The sequence below is a fragment of the Nitrosomonas aestuarii genome (genome assembly GCF_003046585.1).
GTDB lineage: Bacteria > Pseudomonadota > Gammaproteobacteria > Burkholderiales > Nitrosomonadaceae > Nitrosomonas > Nitrosomonas aestuarii.
The window spans coordinates 123,896-144,129 of record NZ_QAAE01000001.1; the positions used below are offsets into that span (position 1 = coordinate 123,896).

The following is a 20,234-nucleotide window of genomic DNA, read 5'->3' on the forward strand; positions in this document are numbered from 1 at the left end:
CTCCTTTTTAATTGATTGCATTTTTCAGGCTTCGTCGTCTAATAGCAAGCCTTGGACTTTATCCAGTGTTCGTGCAATGGAGATAGCTTCTTGTGACGGAATTTGCCTGATTAATTCCTGTGTTTGCGCATCCATTACTTTAATAACAGTTTTGCCTGTGTCCTCATCTATAGAAAAACGCAGGTTTTGTGCCATGTTATTGACAGTTTCTTGTATCTTTTCAATGGCCTGTTCGATATGTTTATCCGAGTTGGAGTTTTGTTCGATACTGGCAAGATTAGTTGATTCTGAAGATACAATTTTATTACTGTTTGTTTGCGAATTTTGCGAGACTGGCAATGTAAGCAACGGCTGCAGGAAACTGCCTGCTGTATCATTTATATGATTTATTGCCATGTTTATAACTCCTTAAGTTTAAAAAAACGCGAAATTATCGATTTGAGAATTTCGCGTTTCATATCTAAGTTTTGATACCCGTTTTCTTAACGTAAAAGAGAAAGAACGTTGTTGGGTAATGAGTTAGCTTGTGCCAGAATCGCAGTGCCCGCTTGTTGCAGAATTTGTCCACGTGTCATATTGGCTGTTTCTGCAGCAAAATCGGCATCCTGAATGCGGCTGCGTGATGCAGACAGATTTTCAGAAGTTGTTTGCAGATTTGCGATTGCTGAAGAAAAACGATTCTGAATCGCACCCAGATCGCCGCGTGAGCTGTTAATTTGAGCTAATGCAGCATCCAGAGTTCTAATCGCTGTTTGTGCGCCTGACGCCGATGTGATGTCCACTGTGGCAACTGAATTAAACGCACTGGTCGAAGCACCAAAAACATCAGCATTTCCGTTGCCTACAGTAATTTGTCCAGCAGAACTTGTAAGTTCAACAGTACCGGTAGCAATTGCTGAATCAGTTGCTGCGCCACCAGTTAATGTTCTTGTGGTAACACCAGCGGTGAAATCAGCAGTCTTCGTTGCGCCGGAATTATTGAAATCTTGCAGTGAAATATCTCGTCCGTCAGTTGTTGTTAATGTTATTGCTGATTTGTTAGTGGGATCTGCAAACGAGGCAGTAACTCCGGTAAGAGACTGTAAGCCATTAATAGCTGAGGCCAAACCGCTTAAATCGGAAGTGTCTGTTACATTTGCGGAGATGGAATTGCCATTTAAAGTCATTGTAACAGTGCCTGCAGAGCCAATGCTGCCCAGTGTGGCACTATTGCTGGCTGTTGCGGTGACGCCAACGCTTGCTCCGGCAGAATTAATCGCAGCAGCGATTGTTTTGGCGTCAGATCCTACTGCATAACTAATTGCGCCGGTTGCGCCTTTGTTCGTTGTGATTACCAGGTCAGCTTCTACAAGAACACCGTTGCCACCTGAAACATCAGCTGCCGCAGCAGTTGCGGTTCCCATTGCGGTGCCATTCGTTGATAGAATGTTGCTGCCTAATGCTGTAGAACGTGAATCACCGATTGAGGTAACATCAATCGTTTGGTTTGCATTGGCGCCAACCTGAAAGCTCTGGTTCAAAAATGAACCATCCAGCAGGTTTGTGCCATTGAACTGTGTTTGACTTGCAACACGTGTGATCTCTGAGGTTAATTGCGAAACTTCAGCTTGCAGTGCTGCGCGGTCACTGGCGCTGTTGGTGGCATTCGCTGACTGGATGGACAATTCGCGGATACGTTGTAAGTTGTTGCCAATTTCATTCATTGCACCTTCTGCGGTCTGTGCCAGTGAAATGCCGTCATTAGCATTACGTACAGCCTGGTTAAGACCGCGAATTTGCGAAGTCATTCTTTCAGAAATAGCTAGACCTGCAGAATCATCTTTAGCACTGTTAATTCTAAGGCCGGAAGACAAACGTTCCAGAGAAGTGTTGAGGGAAGTTTGTGACATATTCAGGTTGCGTTGAGCGTTCAGTGATGCAATATTTGAGTTAATTGTTTGTGGCATTTGGTTTCTCCTTATTTAAATGCTTTATATGTGGTTTAAATCCTTTACGGTGGCTTAATCCTGCGCTTTAAGAGGTAGTTAACCATCGTTGTAGCTGTAATCGGTTGACTTTTTGGAAAGTTAAGGGCTTTTATTTTTTTTAGACCAATTTTTGAAAGTCTTTTCCATTATCATCGGATTGTAACTACTGGTTAAGATGAGAGAATATTTCATGCTGGTGGAGTAATATGGGCTATAGATATGGAGTCTATATGGTTTGTCAGATTGAATACCATTTCACCGAATTATTGATACAAAACCTAAAAGGGGAATAGCCGAAGGAGCAAGGGAGTTGCTTCGGCAGAAACGGTAATCAATTGAAAGCAGATCTATAGGAGAGTGTGGTGATTCGGACTTATTATGTGTATATACTGTCGATTGTACTTCGTAGATGTCATTACCAAACGCGGTGACTAGTCCAAATAAAGATCAAACGGTTTGAGTAATCTGTTTTGAAATTTGTTCATCTGAGGAAAAATAATACGGAGATAGATATTTTTGTGTGTTTAAGGATATTTTGTATGGCCGAAGGTCAGATGACGGAAAAGATAAAACCACCACACTTAGAGCTTACATGGCAGTTTTGGGCAGCTCCTCGGTCAGCTTTGTAAAACCCCTGTGTGGCTAAGAAATAGAAAATCAGGCGTTTATGGATAAGAAAGAGTTGGACTATAATACTGCAAAGTGGCTTCTTTTAGCTGGCCAACTTAACTCAATTAGTCTGTTGTTCATAGGGTTATGTAATTATTAATGGTGATAAGTTTGATTTGAATCAAGATATAGTTGGGATTTGAGTGATCAAAAAAAGAGTTCTGAAGATTTTGATAGTTGAAAACTCTGCCGCTGATGCAGATTTAATACATGATGCGCTTGTGAAAAGTGGGTTGCAATTGAATTATAAGCGGGTAAATACCGCGCATGAATTACGCGACGCACTTAGAACAAATGTTTGGGATGTTGTGCTATCAAATGCTAATTTGCAGCAGTTGGGTGTCGATGAGATTCTGCACCTATTGTTGGATCGTGGTCATGACGTTCCATTGATTGTTTTATCAGAACAAGACAATGAAGAAGCGGCTATCTCTCTGATGGAAAAGGGAGTGTGTGATTTCATTGTAAAAAAGAATCTGGCCAGACTTGCACCAATTATTCGTCGTAGCTTAAAAGCGGCGGAAAATAATCGACGTATTAATATTACACAAGTTGCACTGCAAAAAAGTGAAGCGCGTTTTCGTGCAATTACAACCAATCTCCCCGGTGTGGTTTTTCAGTTTTTGCTGGCGCCTGATCAAAATGAAAGCTTTCCTTATGTGAGTAGTGCTTCCGAAACATTGTTGGGGTTGTCGCCGCACACATTGATGTCAAACGCGTCATTGTTTGCGCGGCTGATTTTGCCTGATGATAAAAAAAATTATGAGCGATTACTACAAGTTTCAGCTGAAAAGCTCTCTACATTAAATTGGGAAGGGCGTATTCAAGTCAAGGGTGATGCCGATATTAAGTGGATCAGTCTTCGGGCAACACCGAGAATGGCTGCCGATGGGGGTATTTTATGGGGTGGTATTATGATTAATATTACCCGGAATAAATTAGCCGAAAGAGAAATTGCTTATTCCCGAGAGCAATTGGCTGAATTGTCTTCTTATTTGCAAAAAGTCAAAGAACATGAGCGTGCGCGCATTGCGCGCGAGATTCATGATGATATTGGTGGCACATTAACCGCCATAAAATGTGAGCTGGTGCCTTGTATGGATTCCACGCCACGGCCCAGTACTTTTTATGAAAAGAAAGCAGCATTAATAGAAGGTTTAGTAGACCATGTAATTGACAGTACACGAAGGATATCTCTAGATCTTCGGCCTGGGATACTTGATTTTGGAATTGTGGCGGCCGTCCAGTGGCAGGCTAAAGAATTTGGCCGGCGTACGGGCATTACGGCCCATGTTTCATGTGATAAGGAAGAAATTTTGCTGGATTCGGATTTGTCGGTCGCAATTTTCCGTATTTTTCAAGAAATATTAACTAATATATCCAAACATGCGCAGGCGACTGATGTCTGGGTCACACTTGCAGAATCTGAAGGAAAAATCGTGCTGGAAGTACTCGATAATGGCCGTGGAATCAATCAACAAGATATGGAGAAGCAAGATTCATTCGGTATTAGAGGAATGCGCGAGCGTTGTCAGCAATTAAAGGGAAGTTTTAATATCTCCGGTCAGCAGGACAAAGGAACCAAAGCGAGTATTTTAATACCGATTCAAGAGGTGAAGCCGCTGTACATAGATGATCTGGCAGAAAATTTTGGAACCGGGCATGACGCTGGTCAAAATAGTTTCGTAAAAATCGATAGCCGGAGAAAACAATGATCCATGTGATGATCGCTGACGATCATGCAATTGTTCGCCAGGGTTTGAAACAGATATTGAACGAAACAGAGGATATCAGAGTAACTGGTGAAGCTGAGACAGGATTTCAGGCAATCAAGATTGTTCGTCATCATGATTTTGACGTCATGTTGCTTGATATTTCACTGCCAGACAGGAATGGAATAGAAGTATTAAAGCAGATAAAGAAAGATAAACCGAATTTGGCAGTTTTGGTTTTGAGCATGCATAATGAACATGAATTTGCCATTCGTGCCTTAAAAGCAGGTGCTGCGGGATATTTGAATAAACAAAGCGCACCTGCTCAACTGGTGATTGCTATTCGTCAAGTTGCATCCGGTGATAAATATGTCAGTCCGGCTGTAGCCCAAGAGCTTGCAAACTCAATCAACTCTGATAGCGATCAACCGCTATACACCATACTATCTGATCGTGAATTCCAGACGCTATGTCTTATTGCATCGGGGAAAACCTTATCAGATATTTCTGCAGAACTGTTTCTAAGTCCCAAAACTGTAAGTGTTTATCGTGCTCGCATTTTAGAAAAGCTTAAATTAAATAATAATTCGGAATTAATACGCTATGCTATAAAAAACAAGCTGGTGGATTGAAGTTGTTGAAGGCTAGTACAGATTATGTCTGTAAATTCTAATAAGCTTTGAAAGCTGCACTTGGAAATGTACATAACAAGAAATGCAGAAATTTGATCAAGAACTCGATGCGCGTGGGCTGGTTTGTCCATTGCCTATCCTACGCACTAAACAATCACTTGCGGCCATGGTCAGTGGGCAGGTTTTGAAAATTGTCGCTACGGACCCTGGTGCTGAGATTGACTTTCAGGTTTTTGCTGAGCAAACAGGGAATACTTTGTTATCAATGTCAGAGATCGGCATGGAATTTGTTTTTTTTCTGAAGAAAAGATAATTTTTGTAATGAAAATAAACAATTATCTTTAGCTCATAGTAAGATGACCACCAATTCTTTGGGTCCATGTACGCCATAAGTCATTGTCTGCTCAATATCGGCCGATTTGGAAGGACCCGAAACCAAAAGTATATTTGCCGGTAATTCTGTTTTTCCCAGCCTTGTACTTCTACTGCTTCGACGAATGTACTGTAAATTCTGGACTTTTCCAGTAAAGCAATATGTACAGGCGGTACCAGCGACATTAAACGCGGCTCATGCGCATCAGGCCACAAGATCAACGTGCCTGTTTCTGCAATGCCCTCATATTGGTGGGACTGAACTGGTTAGTGCGGCAGGCTATACCGCTGGTGCTTGTTGCGACAGTAATAATTGCATTTTTTACGTGGGAAATGACTATTAATCGCGTAATTGCATCCACATTGCAGGGTTTGATTTTGGCGGTTTCGATTCTGTGGGTTATTTTTGGTGCTGTTTTATTATTGAATACCCTGAAGTATTCCGGTGCAATTGCCACGATTCGGCACAGCTTTTCCAATATCATTCCTGATCGCCGTGTACAAGTGATTATTGTAGCATGGCTATTCGGTTGCTTTATCGAAGGCGCTTCTGGATTTGGTACGTCCGCAGCGATTATTGCTTCCTTGCTTGTGGCGCTTGGTTTTCCCGCAATGGCAGCGGTGATGGCTGGCATGATGGTGCCGTCCACACCGGTATCGTTTGGTGCGGTGGGCACGCTGATTGTTGCTGGTGACATCGATGGATTGGATAAAATAAACATATCTGAAAAGCTGCTTGCCGAAGGTTCCAGTTGGGATGGATTCTATCGTCTTGTTACAGCAGAAGTCACCATAATCCACGCAATATCCGGTGTGTTGATGCCGCTGCTCATGTGCATGATGTTGACGCGGTTTCTCGGCAGTAATAAATCCTGGTTGGAAGGACTGGCACTCGCGCCTGCTGCCCGTTCAGGTTTTCTGATACCACAACAACAATGGAATTTTTCTGCTGCAAAAGACTGGCCGGCGGCGTGGATGGGCAGCGTCGAAATCAGACTGGAAAATCTGACCGCCTACTCGCCGGTTTCTATTGGATTGGCATGGCTTCCCTATGTGTTTTTGGCTGCCATGCTGGTGCTGTCCTGCATCAGTATAGATGTGAAAGTGTTTCTGAGCACTCATCTGACACTGGACTGGGTTGGTATTCTCGGTGAACAGGACATTTCCGGAAACATCCAGTTTCTGTATTTGCCGGGCGGTATTATGAATCTGGTTGTGTTGGCGACATGTTTACTTAACCGTATGCAATTTCCAGTATTCAGAGCTGCCTTGAAAGAAGCTACACATACGGTGCTTGGAGCGGGATTTGTACTGGTGTTCACCATACCGATGGTGCGTATTTTGATCAATTCTGATGTCAATCTGGAAAATCTGCCTTCAATGCCACAAGTCATGGCGCAACTTGTTGCCGGAAATTTGGGAGATATCTATCCGTTTTTTGCACCGACAGTAGGCGCCTTGGGTGCGTTTATTGCCGGCTCCGATTCGGTATCTAACTTGATGCTGGCGCAATTACAGTTTGATACGGCACAGTTGATTGGAGTGTCGGGTGGCTTGCTGGTCGCCGCACAAGCAGTTGGCGCCGCGGCAGGTAATATGATTGCCATTCATAATGTAGTTGCAGCCTCTGGCGACAGTGGGTTTGTTAGGTCGCGAAGGAAGCATTATCCGGATGAACAGTATTCCAACGTTGTATTATTTGTTTACAGCGGGTGTAATCACTTTGGCTACTGTTCATTAGTTTCGCCAATTTGATAGGCCAGGTAAAAACAAGCATTGATCACTCAGAAAAATTATTATAAACCTGTTCGTTGCGGCAATCATTTTATTGTGACCGTTTCGGTTACGATTGTTATGTTGTTATTTGTAACGAGCTGTGCCAATTTGCATATGACAGAAGATATTTCCGTCAAAAGCTACGAAAAAAAGTCGATAAGCCTTGTGCGGCCAGGTGCTCGCCCATTGTTTTTGATCCGTAATATGGACCATAGTCCATTGAAGGAAAAATTGGAAAGATGTGCGTCCGATTTAGCCAATATGTTCAAACGCTCCGATTTTTCCATCGGGCATCGTGGCGCGCCTAGGCATTATCCGGAGCATACCCGGGAATCCTATCAAGCTGCTGCCAGAATGGGTGCTGGCATTATCGAGTGTGATGTGACTTTCACTCAGGATAAGGAATTGGTTTGCCGTCATTCGCAATGCGATCTGCATACCACGACCGACATTCTGCAAACCACACTGGCAGATAAATGCTCGGTGCCGTTTCAGCCCGCAGTTTTTGACGCGAATGGCAATCTGATAACACCCGCCAGCGTGCAGTGCTGCACCAGTGATATTACGCTGGCTGAATTCAGATCGCTCAAAGGCAAAATGGATGCTTCCAATCCGCGCGCCACTACAGTTGCCGATTATATGGAAGGCACAGCTGACTGGAGAACGGATCTGTATGCAGCGCGCGGTACTTTGTTAACCCATAAGGAAAGTATCGCGCTGTTCCTGAAGCTGGGCGTAAAAATGACACCGGAACTGAAATCCCCGAACGTTCCAATGCCCTTCGACGGATTCTCCCAGGAAGATTACGCCCGGAAAATGATTGATGAATACAGGGAAGCCGGAGTGCGAGCTTCAAAAGTATGGGTGCAGTCATTCAATATTAACGATGTATTGTACTGGATTCAAAACGATCCGGATTTTGGCACACAGGCCGTTTACCTTGACGGCCGTTATGACGACCCGGTCTTTGACCATCGCAACCCCGCAACCTGGTCACCTTCGATGGAACAACTGGTCGGTAACGGGATACAGGTTATCGCGCCGCCCATGTGGATGCTGCTGGAAATCGAAGGCGGACAGATTGTTCCCTCACGCTATGCAAAATCTGCCAGAGACGCCGGATTGGATATTATTACCTGGACTTTTGAACGCGACGGTTCGTCGAAAAGCATAGGCGGCTGGTATTTCCAGACACTGAATGGTCAGAACCCGAATCCAGTTGATCCCGACAACGTCATCAACAACGATAGCGATATGTTGAATGCCTTGCATGTGTTGGCGAGAGACGTCGGCGTCGCTGGCATTTTCTCTGACTGGCCCGCAACAACTACTTACTATGCTAATTGTATGAATTTGAAATAATCCCTCGATTATTACGCCGCAACAGTTTGACGAATTTCACTTTTGTCCTATTTTTTCAGCCGGCTGTATTTAAAACGATATAGTGCTCGTTCTGATTTGAGCGTATATATTTTATAGGGAGAGGGGTGCTTAATACCATGACATTGTCATAAAAATGTAACAAAACTGTCATAATTATTGCATTTGATAATGTAAAAGTGTGCAGTTATGAGTGTAAAATATTGTTTCTTGATGGTGTTTTACGTAATCATTTTTGGGCAGTTAAGCCTCGTTGCTGGTTACGTATCATCGGCTGAGTTAAAAAATCCAGCGCTTTTAAAACAGGAGCTGCTTGCCATTGAAAAGCGTCTTGATGCTAAACTGAAGGCGCTTGACGAGAAACTGGAACGACTCGAAAAATTAGAATCTGCATTAGAGTCTGCATCTATATCAGGGCCTACAGTGTCTGGTGATATTGAAGCAGCAAAAAAGCAAGAAATCACGCTCACTCAAACTTCGGAAAAACCTGAAGTAACAGAATCTAAACCGCAGAGTGCGCACGCAAACTTAAGCTATGGCAAGAATGGTTTTGAATTTAGAACTGACGATAACAAGTTTTCTTTAGCGATTCAGAACAGGATACAAACCCGATATTCCAATCCTTTTGACAGTGATCCGCGTTCAATTGACGACCTTGAACGTGAGGAAAGTTCATTCAGAATCCGCCGTGCGCGTACGAGACTTAGGGGACATGCCTATAGGCCTTGGCTGAAATATTACCTGCAATATGATTGGTCTCAGCCTGTCTTGCGTGATTTAAATTTGACTATAGACAAATTTAAATGGGCCAGAGTGTGGGCTGGTCGCGGAAAAGTTATATATAACGATGAACGTGTCACTTCTTCCGCCAGTCAGCAGTTCGTAAATCGTTCTATCGTCAATGATATATTTACTGTTGATCGGCAGCAGGGTGTGCAGATATTCGGTAATTTATTTCCCGGTTATTGGTATGATATCAGTTATTTTGCAGGTGTTTTTTCCGGTCTGGGAGTGGGAGAGGGCAGTAATGATGACGATCATATGATGTATTCTGGACGAATCCAATGGAATGCGCTTGGAGGAGAATTACCATTTTCCCAGTCCGACCTTGAATTTCATGAGAAACCGGCACTCAGTTTTGCTTTTGCAGCCGCGACAAATCGAAGTAAATGTACAGCATTTCAGACCGATAACCGAAGTTGCCGCGATTTGCCCGGATTCGAAGCAGGACAGGATGGACAATACCGTATCAACCAGATGATGGAAGAAGTGCGTTTCAAATGGCGAGGTTTTTCACTGCAACATGAAATGCACTGGAAAGAAATTATCGATACACTTAAAGGTCAATACGATTCTGCCAGAGAGACTAATCTTTTGGGCGGGTTAATTCAAGCAGGTTATTTCCCTCACTACATTATTCCGTCTATACCCAGGAATCTGGAGTTTGCCGGACGATATGCATTCGTGGATCCTGATGCAAGGTTGAATAACGACTTACAGGAAGAAATCAGTGGTGTCATGACTTATTTCATTAATGGCCACTTAAACAAACTAAATTTTCAAGTCAGCCACTTGATCGTTCAAAATCAATCCGACCATCGATTCTGGTTGCAATGGGATTTAACGTTTTAGCATGGTTGCGTGATCTATTGGGTCAAAATAAATGCTTAAAACGCGGTGAGGCGGAGCTTTTTATGTGTATTAATTCGATCTAATCAGACACATCATTTGCAATAGTGAGCGTTGCCGGTTGTAAGTTATCTGTTATTGAGCCTGATTGAGAGTTGTAGTTGCGCCATGTTTAAAAATGTGGTTTCCGCATCATAGCTTAGATGCTACTTCACTGAGAAGAAGTCGAATTATCCCTTTTTTTAATAAATCTACAATACTCGATTAATACTATTATTGTAAACGTTCTTAGAAAGCAGTTATTGATAATTTCCTCGATATATTGCCGTCTCACTTTTAATTGATGGACTGTTTTTATGATATGCATCAATACTGATGCAACATCATTTATGTATGGGCATGCAATCAATTTTAGTTTTTTTACGTTGATTTTGTAAATATGACTTTGTGCCAGTTAACAGCTCTATCGAATGTACAAATTTAGAAGGAGTTTTTTCATGTTAATTAAGCGTGAATTTATTGGAAGTGTTGTTACACTGGTTTTCTATGCAGGTACTCTTTCTGCCTTCTTGTTCTTCGCAACGGGTAAGGCAACTGAAAGCATTAAGTATTCAAATAATGATCATGGCATCATTGCAACTTCTTCAACCGATAACAAAGGTTACCCTTACGATCATGAATAATAACCAGATAACAATTGAAATATTGTAGCCATGCATCAGAGCTATTTATTCTTATAATTGCCGCCTGCTAGTACGGGTGGGGGTGAAGGGATATAGCATAAAATAAAATCATTTCTTTTCTTAAAAACCTCCCGTAATGCTCAGCTGATAGCATTTCTTGAACGCGGCTGGCACGGCAGACACTAAGGCGGCTTTTTACCGCTTCATCAAATCTGGCTGCCAAATTTTTAATATTCTCCTGCGTAACAATGTTGTCTTCAATCGGCACCTGCCGATTCTGGTAAAATCCAACATAAAAAACGATGTGTTCAAGTACGCCCGTTCTTAAATTTTGATTCTGTCCCTGCCAGATTGTTGAAAACTTTAGCGCTACCATTGCGGTGTTGAAACAGATTCAAAATGTACATTTGTCAGCTATCAATGCTTTCTTTGGATCGTTTTTGTTTTTGTAATTAGCTGACTTTCAGGGGTGAAATGGTTTGTCCACAAAATTTGTGGATAACTTTGTGGATAGGTTGTAAGTTTTGCTATTAACTTAATTGTACATAACGATTTTTTTTAATTCGATTAATTTTTAGACGATTAAAATGATAATAAAAATCATACGGTTATATTGATGTCAATGCTCATGTGGGTTTAAGCCAGATCATCTGGTAATTTTTTCAAAAATGTGGATGATTTTTAGTTGTCAAGTAGTTTTTGAATTAAAATTGCGTTTATTAGGCTTGGAGAAGTTTGAGAAATTGAACCAGTAAGTGAAGTAAACGTGGTAAACCCCTGTTGTTTATCATTTTATAATTGACAGAATTGTGTCATTCATATGACTGGTAATATTCATTTTTTTGTTCATTGCGTTGCGCTGGCCTTAACTGAACGAATGGTTAAATCATCATCGTTTTGTCAGCTTTTTCAATTAAAGTTCCTGTTTATTGAGTTTCTAGACTGTATGCTGAATATCCGATCACTGACTTATCTACAAGGTGGAACGCCACTGTTACAAAATTGCAACCTGCAAATTTTTTCAGGTCAGCGGGTGGGATTGGTTGGTAAGAATGGCTGTGGGAAATCAACGTTGTTTCGTCTGATTCGCGGTGCAGCAAAGCCGGATACCGGAGAAATGTCTTTGCAGGCAGGAAAAACAATTGCGTTTGTAGAACAGGAAATTATCAGTTCAAGTCAGTCAGCTATTGAGTTTGTACTTGATGGCGATATTGTACTGCGCCGACTGGAGAAAATACTGGCGCAAGCGGAGCATGATGCAGCCTGGTTTGATGCCCAACAGCGTTATGAGATGATTGACGGTTATGGCGCACATGCGCGTGCAGCACAATTGCTCAATGGGCTCGGTTTTGCTAATGATGCATTGAATCAATCTGTCAGTCAGTTTTCCGGTGGATGGCGCATGCGGCTGAATCTGGCGCGTGCGCTGATGTACCGGGCCGATCTGCTGCTGCTCGATGAACCGACTAATCATCTGGATCTGGAAGCAATACTCTGGCTGGAACAGTATCTGGCGCGCTACCCGGGTAGTTTTATAGTTGTATCGCATGACAGGGAGTTTCTAAACGCCTGTGTGAATTGTGTTGCACATATAAACAATCATAAAATCGAACTATATACGGGTAACTATGATGCATTCGAGCGTGCGCGTGCTGAGCGTTTTCAGCAGCAGGCACAGGCGCATCAGCAACAACAGAAGCAGATCGCGCATATGGAAGATTTTGTGCGTCGTTTTCGTGCCAAAGCGACCAAAGCCAAACAGGCACAAAGCCGTATTAAAGCATTGGAAAGGTTAACACGGTTAGCGCCTGCGCATGTTGAGAATGGGTATTTTGAATTACAGATTGATGCACCCGAACGAAGTCCGGATGTGTTGCTGCGGGTTAATCATGTCAGTTTTGGATATGAGGAGGAGAACCCGTTGCTGGAGAATGTTCAATTGGTATTGCAGGCGGGTGCGCGGATTGCGCTAATGGGTCCGAACGGTGCGGGTAAGTCTACCTTGATCAAACTGCTGACCGGTGAAATCACACCTGTTTCTGGGACTGTGGAATTTGCGCCCGATATCAGTATTGGCTATTTTGCCCAGCACCAGCTGGACAATCTGGATGCGGATGCTACGCCCTTACAGCATATGGTGCGATTGGCCCCTAAACAGACCGAGTTGACGCTACGTACTTTTTTGGGTCGTTTCGGAATGGGCGGCGAGGCTGAGAACCGACCGGTGGCAACTTTCTCGGGCGGCGAAAAAAGTCGTCTGGCACTGGCCTTGCTTGCATGGAAGAAGCCGCATTTGCTGCTGCTGGACGAGCCGACCAATCATCTGGATCTGGACATGCGCGATGCATTGACTCTGGCGTTGGAAGCCTATGCTGGAGCCGTGGTACTGGTTTCGCATGATCGCAGCCTGGTGCGCGCGGTTTCAGATGAACTGTGGTTGGTGGCAGACGGTCGGGTGCAATTATTTGATGGCGACCTGGAGGATTATAAGAAGTGGATTGATGCACGCCGTACGCGTGATGAGGCAACCCAATCGCAGTCTGTTGCAGAAAAAACAAAGCAAAAATTACCTGCCAAACCCAATAAAAAAATATTATTATCCAGACGATCAAAATTGGAAACAACCCTGGCCATTACGCAGAAAGAGCTTGCTGCAATAAACCGTCTACTGGCCGATCCTGCTACCTATACGTCCCGCTCGCGCGAGGAGATAGACCAATTAAGTGCAGTGCATGCGACGCTTGAAAAGAAAGTCGCCGAGCTGGAAGAAGGGTGGCTGGAACTGGAAATGGCGTTGGAAGAGTAATTGGACAGGGTCATTTCACCCAATCAAATCGTGATGTTTAATGTGTTTATAATAGTGTGCGAACACGATAAGTTAATTCGGTATGACTTTCGGCAGGCAATTTGAGGCGCCACTCCACCGTATTCGAGGCAATCTTTTTGTGCGGTTGAGAATCGGAAATCATGGTCCAGTCACCGGGTATAGGTTCGCGAATAATTACAGTGACCGCTTCTTTTTTTGCATTGCTCAGGTTTATCTGATGTGCTGTTTCGAATTGGCGGGTATTCTGGTCAGATGACGGGATTTTTCTGAAATCAGTTTGCTTTTTTTCAGCCGTAATATCGAATGCATGCCCCAGCTTTAATCGTACGGTTCCATTATTAGGCGTATGCAGGACGGTATCTTCGCCAACAAAATGCAGGTCTCCGTTTGCATCTCGTTTGTATGCGCGTATAACTCCCTTTGGTAAAGACACGTCCGGCCCAACGTCTGTGTTACTAAAATTTAAAAAGACCTCGACGGCGTGTCTTTGTTCGAGGTGATGATTGTGGCTAGAATAATAATGACTCTGTCCTTGCAAAATAAAATTCTTTTCAACTGGAATTTGATTTGCTGACATGAAAGCAATTTGTTTGCTTTGATTGTCAGGCAAAGTAGTTCGGTCCTGCAGTGGATAGCGGTGCAATTCAAAATGAGGCTCGGTTTTCGTAGTGATGTACGCAGCACTGACAGATTCAAATTCTCTTAATCGTTTGGCAGCAGGTGCTCTGTCGGTTCTTGCTTGGTTGACATCTCCTGCTATCAATTGCAGCTTGGCATTAGGGTAATCAATGCCGCTCTGGTTGATAATTGTGGCCAGCCCAATAAGATTTGCATGGCGATCATGCGGATCAAGTTCTAATATATAGTCGGCCTGCCAGGACAAACCATGGGTAAGATAAGTCAACTGAATATTTTGCAGATCCTTTACTGGGGGCACAAGATTATTTAATGAAGTCATCATTGCAGGTTTGTCGCGCAAATTGGCAGGTATTTCAGAAAATGCCAGGCGACCAGGTATTCCTGTTTCTATGCGATCACTAAATTTGAGGATGATTCCTCCGTTTGTTGTCAGCACACTTGCTGTTTCCTTCTGTTCTTTTCCGGTAACCGGGTTTGTGTGCATAACCGTGACCGACTTTCCTATATGACTTTCCAGTAATTTCTGAGGTGACAGTGTATCAAGATCAAAATGCTGTGTAATGACATGAATTTGACCTGGATGTGTTGGGTCACTTATCCAGGCTGTTTCCGGTTTTATTTTTGCGGAAACATCCTGCCAAACCAGGTGATTCTTACCATTGTCAAGCGCAACACGACGTGTATCTTTGATTAATGCAAGATCATGCTGATAGAGTGAAATAGTTATTTCTATCTGGTCGTCAGGAGTTGCGGTTTTTTCATTGGAAGCAGATGCAGCCTGTGCCAGATGACTTGTAGACAGTATAATCAGGCCAATCCAGACTGAAAAATTGTTAAAACTGATAAAGCAAAATTTGTTGTGCAAAAATTTTTTCATGGCTATTTTTCTGTTGCTGAAAGATGATATCTGTATCTGTTTTTACAGCCTGTTAATCTTTGCGTAATTTTCGGGTTGTTGCAATATTGGCTGATTGTTCCAAATTTTTCTCAGCTGTATTGGGCAAGGTATCGAAATCAGATTGATCACATGTATGTGGTGCGGATTCTATTGTTGTTTCACGGCGTTGCAATGGTGTTGACGATTGTTCGCGAGAATGTCCGGATGCTGCCAGTGCAGCACGTAACCTTGCTGTTGCCGCTGCAGTCGCTTTTTTGTTTTCTTCAGAGCGTGCAATGAGCGCTTCATTTGCCATGCGCTCGACTGCTTCCCGTTGTGTCGCTTCCTCAAGCGCTTTTGCTTCTAATTGAATGCGTTGTTCAATCATTGCCAGCGCGGAAGATTCCGCATTGGCTTTGGCAATGGCCATTTCAGCAACTTTCTTTTCAGCTTCTAGCAGCATTCTGGTTTTATTTGCAGCCGCAATTTTTGCCTGTGCCCGGGTAACAGCAAGTTCTGTAATTTGCTGCTCTGTTTCCAGACGTTCTGCCGCAGCCCGTTTTGCGTCCGCTATGGCTTGCGCACGAAGTTCAGCGTCAGCTTGCTGACGCTGCTCAATGTCAGCTTTGGCACTGGCTTCATCAGCTGCCAATAGATCTGCTTTTGTTTTTGCCTCGGCAGCTTCGCGTGCGCGTGATTCAGCATCTGCTTTTTTTAGTGCCGCGTTTTTGGCGCCAGTATCCGCCTGGATACGTGCCTGCGCTTCTGCGATAGCTTTTTGATCTGCTTCATACTGTGCCTGGGCGGCTTGTGCAGCTTCTGTTTCAACTGTTTTCTTTCGTTCTGCAAGCGAACCAATTTCCAGTTCTGCACGCCGTTTTGCCTCAATAGCAGCTTCTGTTGCCTGTGATTCCTGTTCAGCTTTTTCTAGAGCAGCCTGAGTGGCTTCAGCTTCTGCCTGTAGTTTGGATTCTGTTGCTATTCTGGCATTGGTTTCAGCCTCCAGACGCATGGCTATTTGTTGTTGTAACTCAGTTTCCAGGCGTGTGCGTATCTGTTTTTCTTCAAACTCTTTTTTCTCGGCTTCAGCGTTAGCGCTGGCTAAAGCCAGCTGTTTTTCATTTTCACGGATTTTTGCTTCCGCTATTTCCCTGGCACTGGTTTCAGCCTCAATAACAGCCAATGCAGTTTGATGTGCTTCTTCGGCTTTTTTTGCACTGGTCTGTGCAATTTCGGCGGCTTCTTTTTCTGCAATCAGTTGGGCATTTACCTTATCCAGTGCGAGTGCTTCTTGGCGGGCACGTTCGCGTGCTTCCTCTACTATTGCTGATTCTGTTTTGATTTTGGTATGCAACAATACGGCCAGCTCTTGCTCGGTTTTGAGTTTTTCTTCAGTAAGGTGTCTGGCCTGAATATCTCTTTCTCTGTTAGCATTGGCTTCATTTATGGCAAGTGTTTCTGCTTGCGCACGTGCCCTGGCTTCCTCTGTGGCTTTTGTTTCAGTCTTTAGTCTTTCTTCGGCGGCCATACGTGCATTGGCTTCAGCTCTTGCTCTGGCTTCCGCCGCAACCCTGGCTTTTGTTTCGGTTTCTAATCTTTTTTGTGCTTCTTTGATTGCGCGATCTTCAGCGCTTAAGCGTTCTCTGTGTTCGCTTTTGATTGCCTGCTCGATTTCGGCAGCAGTGACGGGAGCAGCAGATACCGGTTGAGAAGATTGAAGTGGCTGGGTAGGTGTTTTAGGTGGATCTAACAAATACAAATCATCGTCGGGTGCGTCAGTGACCGTACCGTTTGGAGATTCATGAGCCGGTGATATTTTTCGCAATGATTTTATTAAACGGGACTTGAATGTCATTTTTCTGTCAAGTAGTTACCCACAAAGTAGCCAAAATTTAATCTAACTGATTATTTATTAAATATTCTATCAGCTTTTAGAAGCGATGCTGTGAAGATAAAGGATGAAAAAAACCTTATTTCTCATTTTAATCAGCTTTCTAATACATTGTGTGCTAAAAGACAGCTAAGTTATTGTAATTTTACACAATGAATTGTGGTTATGGGAAATATGATGGTGATAGCAGAAAATAAAAGTCAGGGAACTTTGATTTCTGCCAGATTGACAAGGCTTGACATGAACTCGAATCCTTCGAGAATTAATGCTTCTAGAATGGGTGTGTAAAAGGTGATGCTCACTGCAAGCATCAAAAATCCTATTGATAGCGTTAACGGAAAACCGACGGCAAAAATGTTCAATTGTGGCGCTGCACGTGTCAAGATGCCAAGTGCCAAATTAGTAATCAATAAGGCTGTCAATACCGGCAGGGCGAGCTGCAGGCCTGATTTGAATATTTCACTTCCCCAGTTTGCCAACGTGTTGAAAGTCGGGAATGCGATGCCGTCGGTTCCTATAGGCAGCGTATTAAAGCTTTGTGCGATCAGGGCGATCATGAGCAAATGACCGTCGATAGCCAGAAATGCCAGACTTGCGATGATGCCAAGAAAACGACCGACCAGGGCTACCTGGCCGGAACTTTGCGGATCAAAGAATATGGCGAAGGCAAGCCCCATTTGCAAACCGATTATCTCTCCCGCCATCTCGACTGCAACAAAAACGATACGCATCACCAGTCCGATTGCGACTCCGATAATCATTTGCTGTATCAGGATCATTAGGCCCACACCTGAAAAGGGGTCAACTTGTGGCAATGGATCTTCAATGGTCGGTGTAACTAAGAATGTAATTAAAACAGCAAGACCTATTTTTACTCTTACAGGTACACTTGGGTTGCCTAGTATGGGCGCGCTGGCAATCAACGCCATGACTCTGAAAAGTGGCCATACAAACGCCGCCATGACGGCATGCAGTTCAGCGGAGGTAATGCTGATCATTCAACTTATCGGATCAGTTTATTAATAAACAGCATAAGCAGTCCGCTTTGTATGACATGACAGATAACACGCATGGTTTTGAGCGATTTGACGAAGCTGACAGCCTGTTAGAGATAATGGCTAACTGACCGCCAGCCAGGGAATCCCGGTAAATAAACGTTCCATATAATCTGTCATGATGGTTAGCATCCAAGGGCCAGCCAGCACCATGACCAGAAACATGACAAGTAATTTGGGAATAAAAGACAGAGTCATTTCGTTAATTTGTGTAGCCGCTTGAAAAATACTAACGATCAAACCCGTAACCAGTGCCGCCAGTAATAATGGTGCGGAAATGATAAATGTGATCTCAAGTGCCTGCCGACCGATGGTCATTGCGTTTTCTGGAGTCATGGTTTTCTTATTTTCCTGTCATGTAAAGAAACTTTGTGTCAACGAACCAATTAATAAATGCCAGCCATCCACTAAAACAAAAAGCATCAGCTTGAAAGGAAGTGAAATAATCATGGGGGAGAGCATCATCATGCCCATGGACATCAGTACGCTGGCTACTACCATGTCAATGATCAAGAACGGGATGAATATGATAAAACCAATTTGAAATGCTGTTTTTAATTCACTGGTGATATAAGCCGGAACCAATATTTTAAAAGGAACTTGTTCGGGTGACTCAATATCATCATGATTGGAAATCTGAACGAATAGCGCGAGATCACTTTCTCTTGTCTGGTGCAACATAAATGTACGAAGCGGAACGCTTGCGATTTCTGCGGCCTGCATAATATCGATTTGGTCTTCTGAAAATGGAAGATAAGCTTCGTTATAGACACGATCTATAACAGGTGACATTACGAAGAATGTTAAAAACAGCGCAAGTCCGATCAGCACCTGGTTGGGTGGAGACGACTGCGTGCCCAGTGCCATGCGCAGTAGTGACAGCACAATAATGATACGTGTGAAACTGGACATCATTAAAACGACCGCCGGTAAAAACGTGAGTGAAGTGAGCAGTATTAAGGCTTGCAGACTCAGTGTATAAGTCGCGCTGCCATCGGGTCCTGGAGTGCTGGTAAACGCAGGGAAACCGGATTGCTGCGCCATGGCTGGCATTGCGACAAAACCGATGCCAAAAATGGCAAACTTCGATAACATGCACATTTTACTTGCGCATGTTATCGATTTGATGGATATAACTGACAGAAAAAGTATTTTTAACATTGATTGTCTTTATGAATGCTGCTATCCAGTTTTTCGGAAAACAGCGAGGCTTTTTTTGCAGATTTTTTGTCCACAGTGTCCATTGAAGATTTTTCCATGCTGTGCAATTTGTTAACCTGACCGGGTGCAACACCCAATACCAGCCTGGTTTCGCCAATGTCAACAATAACAATACGTTCCCGCTGGCCTACGCTTGTCATGGCAACAATTTTGATATGTTCCGTTGTGGTTGTAGGCAAAATTGAAAAGCGCTTTAACAGCCAGGCGATGGCAATGATGATTACCAGCACCAGTGCCAGGCCGGTGATCATTTGCGTCATACTTTCTGCTGCAATAACCGAAGTTGGTGCCGGCATAGGCGTTTTTTGCGCTGTTTCGGCAAAAACCTGTAAAGGTATGGTTAATAGAAAAAGTATGCACAGGCGTTTTAACATGACGAATTTCACGCTATCGATTAAGTTTACGAATCCGTTCGCTCGGGGTGATGATATCTGTCAGCCGGATGCCAAATTTATCGTTCACAACCACTACTTCACCTTGGGCGATCAGACACCCGTTGACCAACACATCCATCGGTTCACCGGCTAATCCATCCAGCTCGACGACCGAGCCCTGAGCTAACTGAAGTAAGTTTTTAATCGCAATTTTTGTACGTCCGAGTTCAACTGTCAGCTGAACCGGAATATCCAGAATCAGGTCAATATCATTTGAAGTACTTTTTGATATGCTTTCACTGGCAAGGTCTTTAAAAACAGACGCATTGGCGGATGGTGTGCCTGAAAAATTTCCGCTTTGGATATTTGTATTGCCGGACTTGTTCTCACTGGGTGGGGTATCCAGGGCTTTTTCTTTTGTAGGCTCGGTAACATTGTTTTCACCTGCCTCCTGCTCAGCCATAGCCTCTGACCAGTTGTCTGCTTCACTTGGGTCAGCGATTTTTTCGGTCGTTGTTGTATTTGACATT

At 43.6% G+C, this 20,234-nt stretch carries 18 protein-coding genes and 1 pseudogene; 8 read left to right on the plus strand and 11 right to left on the minus strand.

Annotation, left to right across the window (positions count from 1 at the left end; all coding sequences use genetic code 11):
• Window positions 1-24: 24 nt before the first annotated feature.
• Together C8R11_RS00600 and C8R11_RS16865 are read right to left on the minus strand one after the other, a co-directional pair.
• A complete protein-coding gene (locus C8R11_RS00600; RefSeq protein ID WP_107794012.1) occupies window positions 25-396 on the minus strand; it encodes a flagellar protein FlaG in 372 nt (123 codons plus the stop codon).
• Window positions 397-482: 86 nt separating this feature from the next.
• Window positions 483-1,946 (minus strand): flagellin, encoded by a 1,464-nt coding sequence (locus tag C8R11_RS16865; RefSeq protein WP_090697987.1) that lies wholly within the window; start codon window positions 1,944-1,946, stop codon window positions 483-485.
• Window positions 1,947-2,806: 860 nt separating this feature from the next.
• Between C8R11_RS16865 and C8R11_RS00610 the strand changes: the two genes are divergently transcribed.
• The 3 genes from C8R11_RS00610 to C8R11_RS00620 all read left to right on the plus strand — a co-directional run bounded on the left by C8R11_RS00610 (window position 2,807) and on the right by C8R11_RS00620 (window position 5,293).
• On the plus strand, window positions 2,807-4,351 hold the full coding sequence (locus C8R11_RS00610; protein WP_244907497.1) for a hybrid sensor histidine kinase/response regulator: 1,545 nt from the start codon (window positions 2,807-2,809) through the stop codon (window positions 4,349-4,351).
• The gene (locus C8R11_RS00615; RefSeq protein WP_090697992.1) at window positions 4,348-4,980 is read left to right on the plus strand and encodes a response regulator; all 633 of its coding nucleotides are present in this window, start codon (window positions 4,348-4,350) and stop codon (window positions 4,978-4,980) included. The genes C8R11_RS00610 and C8R11_RS00615 overlap by 4 nt, the downstream gene beginning before the upstream one ends.
• A gap of 82 nt (window positions 4,981-5,062) precedes the next feature.
• A complete protein-coding gene (locus C8R11_RS00620; RefSeq protein WP_090697994.1) occupies window positions 5,063-5,293 on the plus strand; it encodes a sulfurtransferase TusA family protein in 231 nt (76 codons plus the stop codon).
• A 33-nt stretch (window positions 5,294-5,326) separates the two neighbouring features.
• Here C8R11_RS00620 and C8R11_RS00625 read toward each other — a convergent pair.
• Window positions 5,327-5,538, minus strand: a pseudogene (locus tag C8R11_RS00625) (LUD domain-containing protein).
• A 12-nt stretch (window positions 5,539-5,550) separates the two neighbouring features.
• On the opposite strand from C8R11_RS00625, the gene C8R11_RS00630 reads away from it, so the two are divergent.
• The 4 genes from C8R11_RS00630 to C8R11_RS00645 all read left to right on the plus strand — a co-directional run bounded on the left by C8R11_RS00630 (window position 5,551) and on the right by C8R11_RS00645 (window position 10,820).
• The gene (locus C8R11_RS00630) at window positions 5,551-7,107 is read left to right on the plus strand and encodes an L-lactate permease (protein WP_219908508.1); all 1,557 of its coding nucleotides are present in this window, start codon (window positions 5,551-5,553) and stop codon (window positions 7,105-7,107) included.
• A 135-nt stretch (window positions 7,108-7,242) separates the two neighbouring features.
• Entirely contained in the window at window positions 7,243-8,490 is a 1,248-nt protein-coding gene (locus C8R11_RS00635) for a glycerophosphodiester phosphodiesterase family protein (protein ID WP_244907498.1), read from the plus strand.
• Window positions 8,491-8,697: 207 nt separating this feature from the next.
• A complete protein-coding gene (locus tag C8R11_RS00640; RefSeq protein WP_107794014.1) occupies window positions 8,698-10,140 on the plus strand; it encodes a porin in 1,443 nt (480 codons plus the stop codon).
• A gap of 494 nt (window positions 10,141-10,634) precedes the next feature.
• Window positions 10,635-10,820: a hypothetical protein gene (locus C8R11_RS00645; protein ID WP_107794015.1), complete on the plus strand. Its 186-nt coding sequence runs from the start codon at window positions 10,635-10,637 to the stop codon at window positions 10,818-10,820.
• Window positions 10,821-10,887: 67 nt separating this feature from the next.
• Here the strand turns inward: C8R11_RS00645 and C8R11_RS00650 are convergent, their stop codons facing one another.
• Window positions 10,888-11,088, minus strand: a complete 201-nt coding sequence (locus C8R11_RS00650; RefSeq protein WP_146159037.1) for a hypothetical protein — start codon at window positions 11,086-11,088, stop codon at window positions 10,888-10,890.
• 678 nt (window positions 11,089-11,766) lie between these two features.
• On the opposite strand from C8R11_RS00650, the gene C8R11_RS00655 reads away from it, so the two are divergent.
• Window positions 11,767-13,626: an ABC-F family ATP-binding cassette domain-containing protein gene (locus C8R11_RS00655; protein ID WP_107794017.1), complete on the plus strand. Its 1,860-nt coding sequence runs from the start codon at window positions 11,767-11,769 to the stop codon at window positions 13,624-13,626.
• Between the two features lie 46 nt (window positions 13,627-13,672).
• On the opposite strand, the gene C8R11_RS00660 is transcribed toward C8R11_RS00655, so the two are convergent.
• The 7 genes from C8R11_RS00660 to fliN form a co-directional block, all read right to left on the minus strand.
• The gene (locus C8R11_RS00660) at window positions 13,673-15,163 is read right to left on the minus strand and encodes a DUF4139 domain-containing protein (RefSeq protein WP_107794018.1); all 1,491 of its coding nucleotides are present in this window, start codon (window positions 15,161-15,163) and stop codon (window positions 13,673-13,675) included.
• A 52-nt stretch (window positions 15,164-15,215) separates the two neighbouring features.
• On the minus strand, window positions 15,216-16,988 hold the full coding sequence (locus C8R11_RS00665) for a coiled-coil domain-containing protein (protein ID WP_219908509.1): 1,773 nt from the start codon (window positions 16,986-16,988) through the stop codon (window positions 15,216-15,218).
• Window positions 16,989-17,254: 266 nt separating this feature from the next.
• Entirely contained in the window at window positions 17,255-18,052 is a 798-nt protein-coding gene (fliR, locus tag C8R11_RS00670) for a flagellar biosynthetic protein FliR (RefSeq protein WP_107794019.1), read from the minus strand.
• A 120-nt stretch (window positions 18,053-18,172) separates the two neighbouring features.
• On the minus strand, window positions 18,173-18,445 hold the full coding sequence (gene fliQ, locus C8R11_RS00675) for a flagellar biosynthesis protein FliQ (protein ID WP_090698012.1): 273 nt from the start codon (window positions 18,443-18,445) through the stop codon (window positions 18,173-18,175).
• 18 nt (window positions 18,446-18,463) lie between these two features.
• Window positions 18,464-19,204, minus strand: a complete 741-nt coding sequence (fliP, locus tag C8R11_RS00680; RefSeq protein ID WP_244531802.1) for a flagellar type III secretion system pore protein FliP — start codon at window positions 19,202-19,204, stop codon at window positions 18,464-18,466.
• 59 nt (window positions 19,205-19,263) lie between these two features.
• The gene (gene fliO, locus C8R11_RS00685; RefSeq protein WP_107794020.1) at window positions 19,264-19,704 is read right to left on the minus strand and encodes a flagellar biosynthetic protein FliO; all 441 of its coding nucleotides are present in this window, start codon (window positions 19,702-19,704) and stop codon (window positions 19,264-19,266) included.
• A 13-nt stretch (window positions 19,705-19,717) separates the two neighbouring features.
• On the minus strand, window positions 19,718-20,233 hold the full coding sequence (gene fliN / locus C8R11_RS00690; protein WP_107794021.1) for a flagellar motor switch protein FliN: 516 nt from the start codon (window positions 20,231-20,233) through the stop codon (window positions 19,718-19,720).
• Between the last annotated feature and the right edge of the window lies 1 nt (window position 20,234).

Bases quoted from the DNA above. Each gene is read 5' to 3' on its own strand.
- C8R11_RS00630 (WP_219908508.1), top strand. From the start codon at position 5,551: ATGCGCATCAGGCCACAAGATCAACGTGCCTGTTTCTGCAATGCCCTC.
- C8R11_RS00615 (WP_090697992.1), top strand. From the start codon at position 4,348: ATGATCCATGTGATGATCGCTGACGATCATGCAATTGTTCGCCAGGGT.
- fliP (WP_244531802.1), bottom strand. From the start codon at position 19,204: ATGTTATCGAAGTTTGCCATTTTTGGCATCGGTTTTGTCGCAATGCCA.
- C8R11_RS00655 (WP_107794017.1), top strand. From the start codon at position 11,767: ATGCTGAATATCCGATCACTGACTTATCTACAAGGTGGAACGCCACTG.
- fliQ (WP_090698012.1), bottom strand. From the start codon at position 18,445: ATGACTCCAGAAAACGCAATGACCATCGGTCGGCAGGCACTTGAGATC.
- C8R11_RS00635 (WP_244907498.1), top strand. From the start codon at position 7,243: ATGACAGAAGATATTTCCGTCAAAAGCTACGAAAAAAAGTCGATAAGC.
- fliO (WP_107794020.1), bottom strand. From the start codon at position 19,704: ATGTTAAAACGCCTGTGCATACTTTTTCTATTAACCATACCTTTACAG.
- C8R11_RS00600 (WP_107794012.1), bottom strand. From the start codon at position 396: ATGGCAATAAATCATATAAATGATACAGCAGGCAGTTTCCTGCAGCCG.
- C8R11_RS00640 (WP_107794014.1), top strand. From the start codon at position 8,698: ATGAGTGTAAAATATTGTTTCTTGATGGTGTTTTACGTAATCATTTTT.
- C8R11_RS00645 (WP_107794015.1), top strand. From the start codon at position 10,635: ATGTTAATTAAGCGTGAATTTATTGGAAGTGTTGTTACACTGGTTTTC.
- C8R11_RS16865 (WP_090697987.1), bottom strand. From the start codon at position 1,946: ATGCCACAAACAATTAACTCAAATATTGCATCACTGAACGCTCAACGC.
- C8R11_RS00620 (WP_090697994.1), top strand. From the start codon at position 5,063: ATGCAGAAATTTGATCAAGAACTCGATGCGCGTGGGCTGGTTTGTCCA.
- fliR (WP_107794019.1), bottom strand. From the start codon at position 18,052: ATGATCAGCATTACCTCCGCTGAACTGCATGCCGTCATGGCGGCGTTT.
- fliN (WP_107794021.1), bottom strand. From the start codon at position 20,233: ATGTCAAATACAACAACGACCGAAAAAATCGCTGACCCAAGTGAAGCA.
- C8R11_RS00660 (WP_107794018.1), bottom strand. From the start codon at position 15,163: ATGAAAAAATTTTTGCACAACAAATTTTGCTTTATCAGTTTTAACAAT.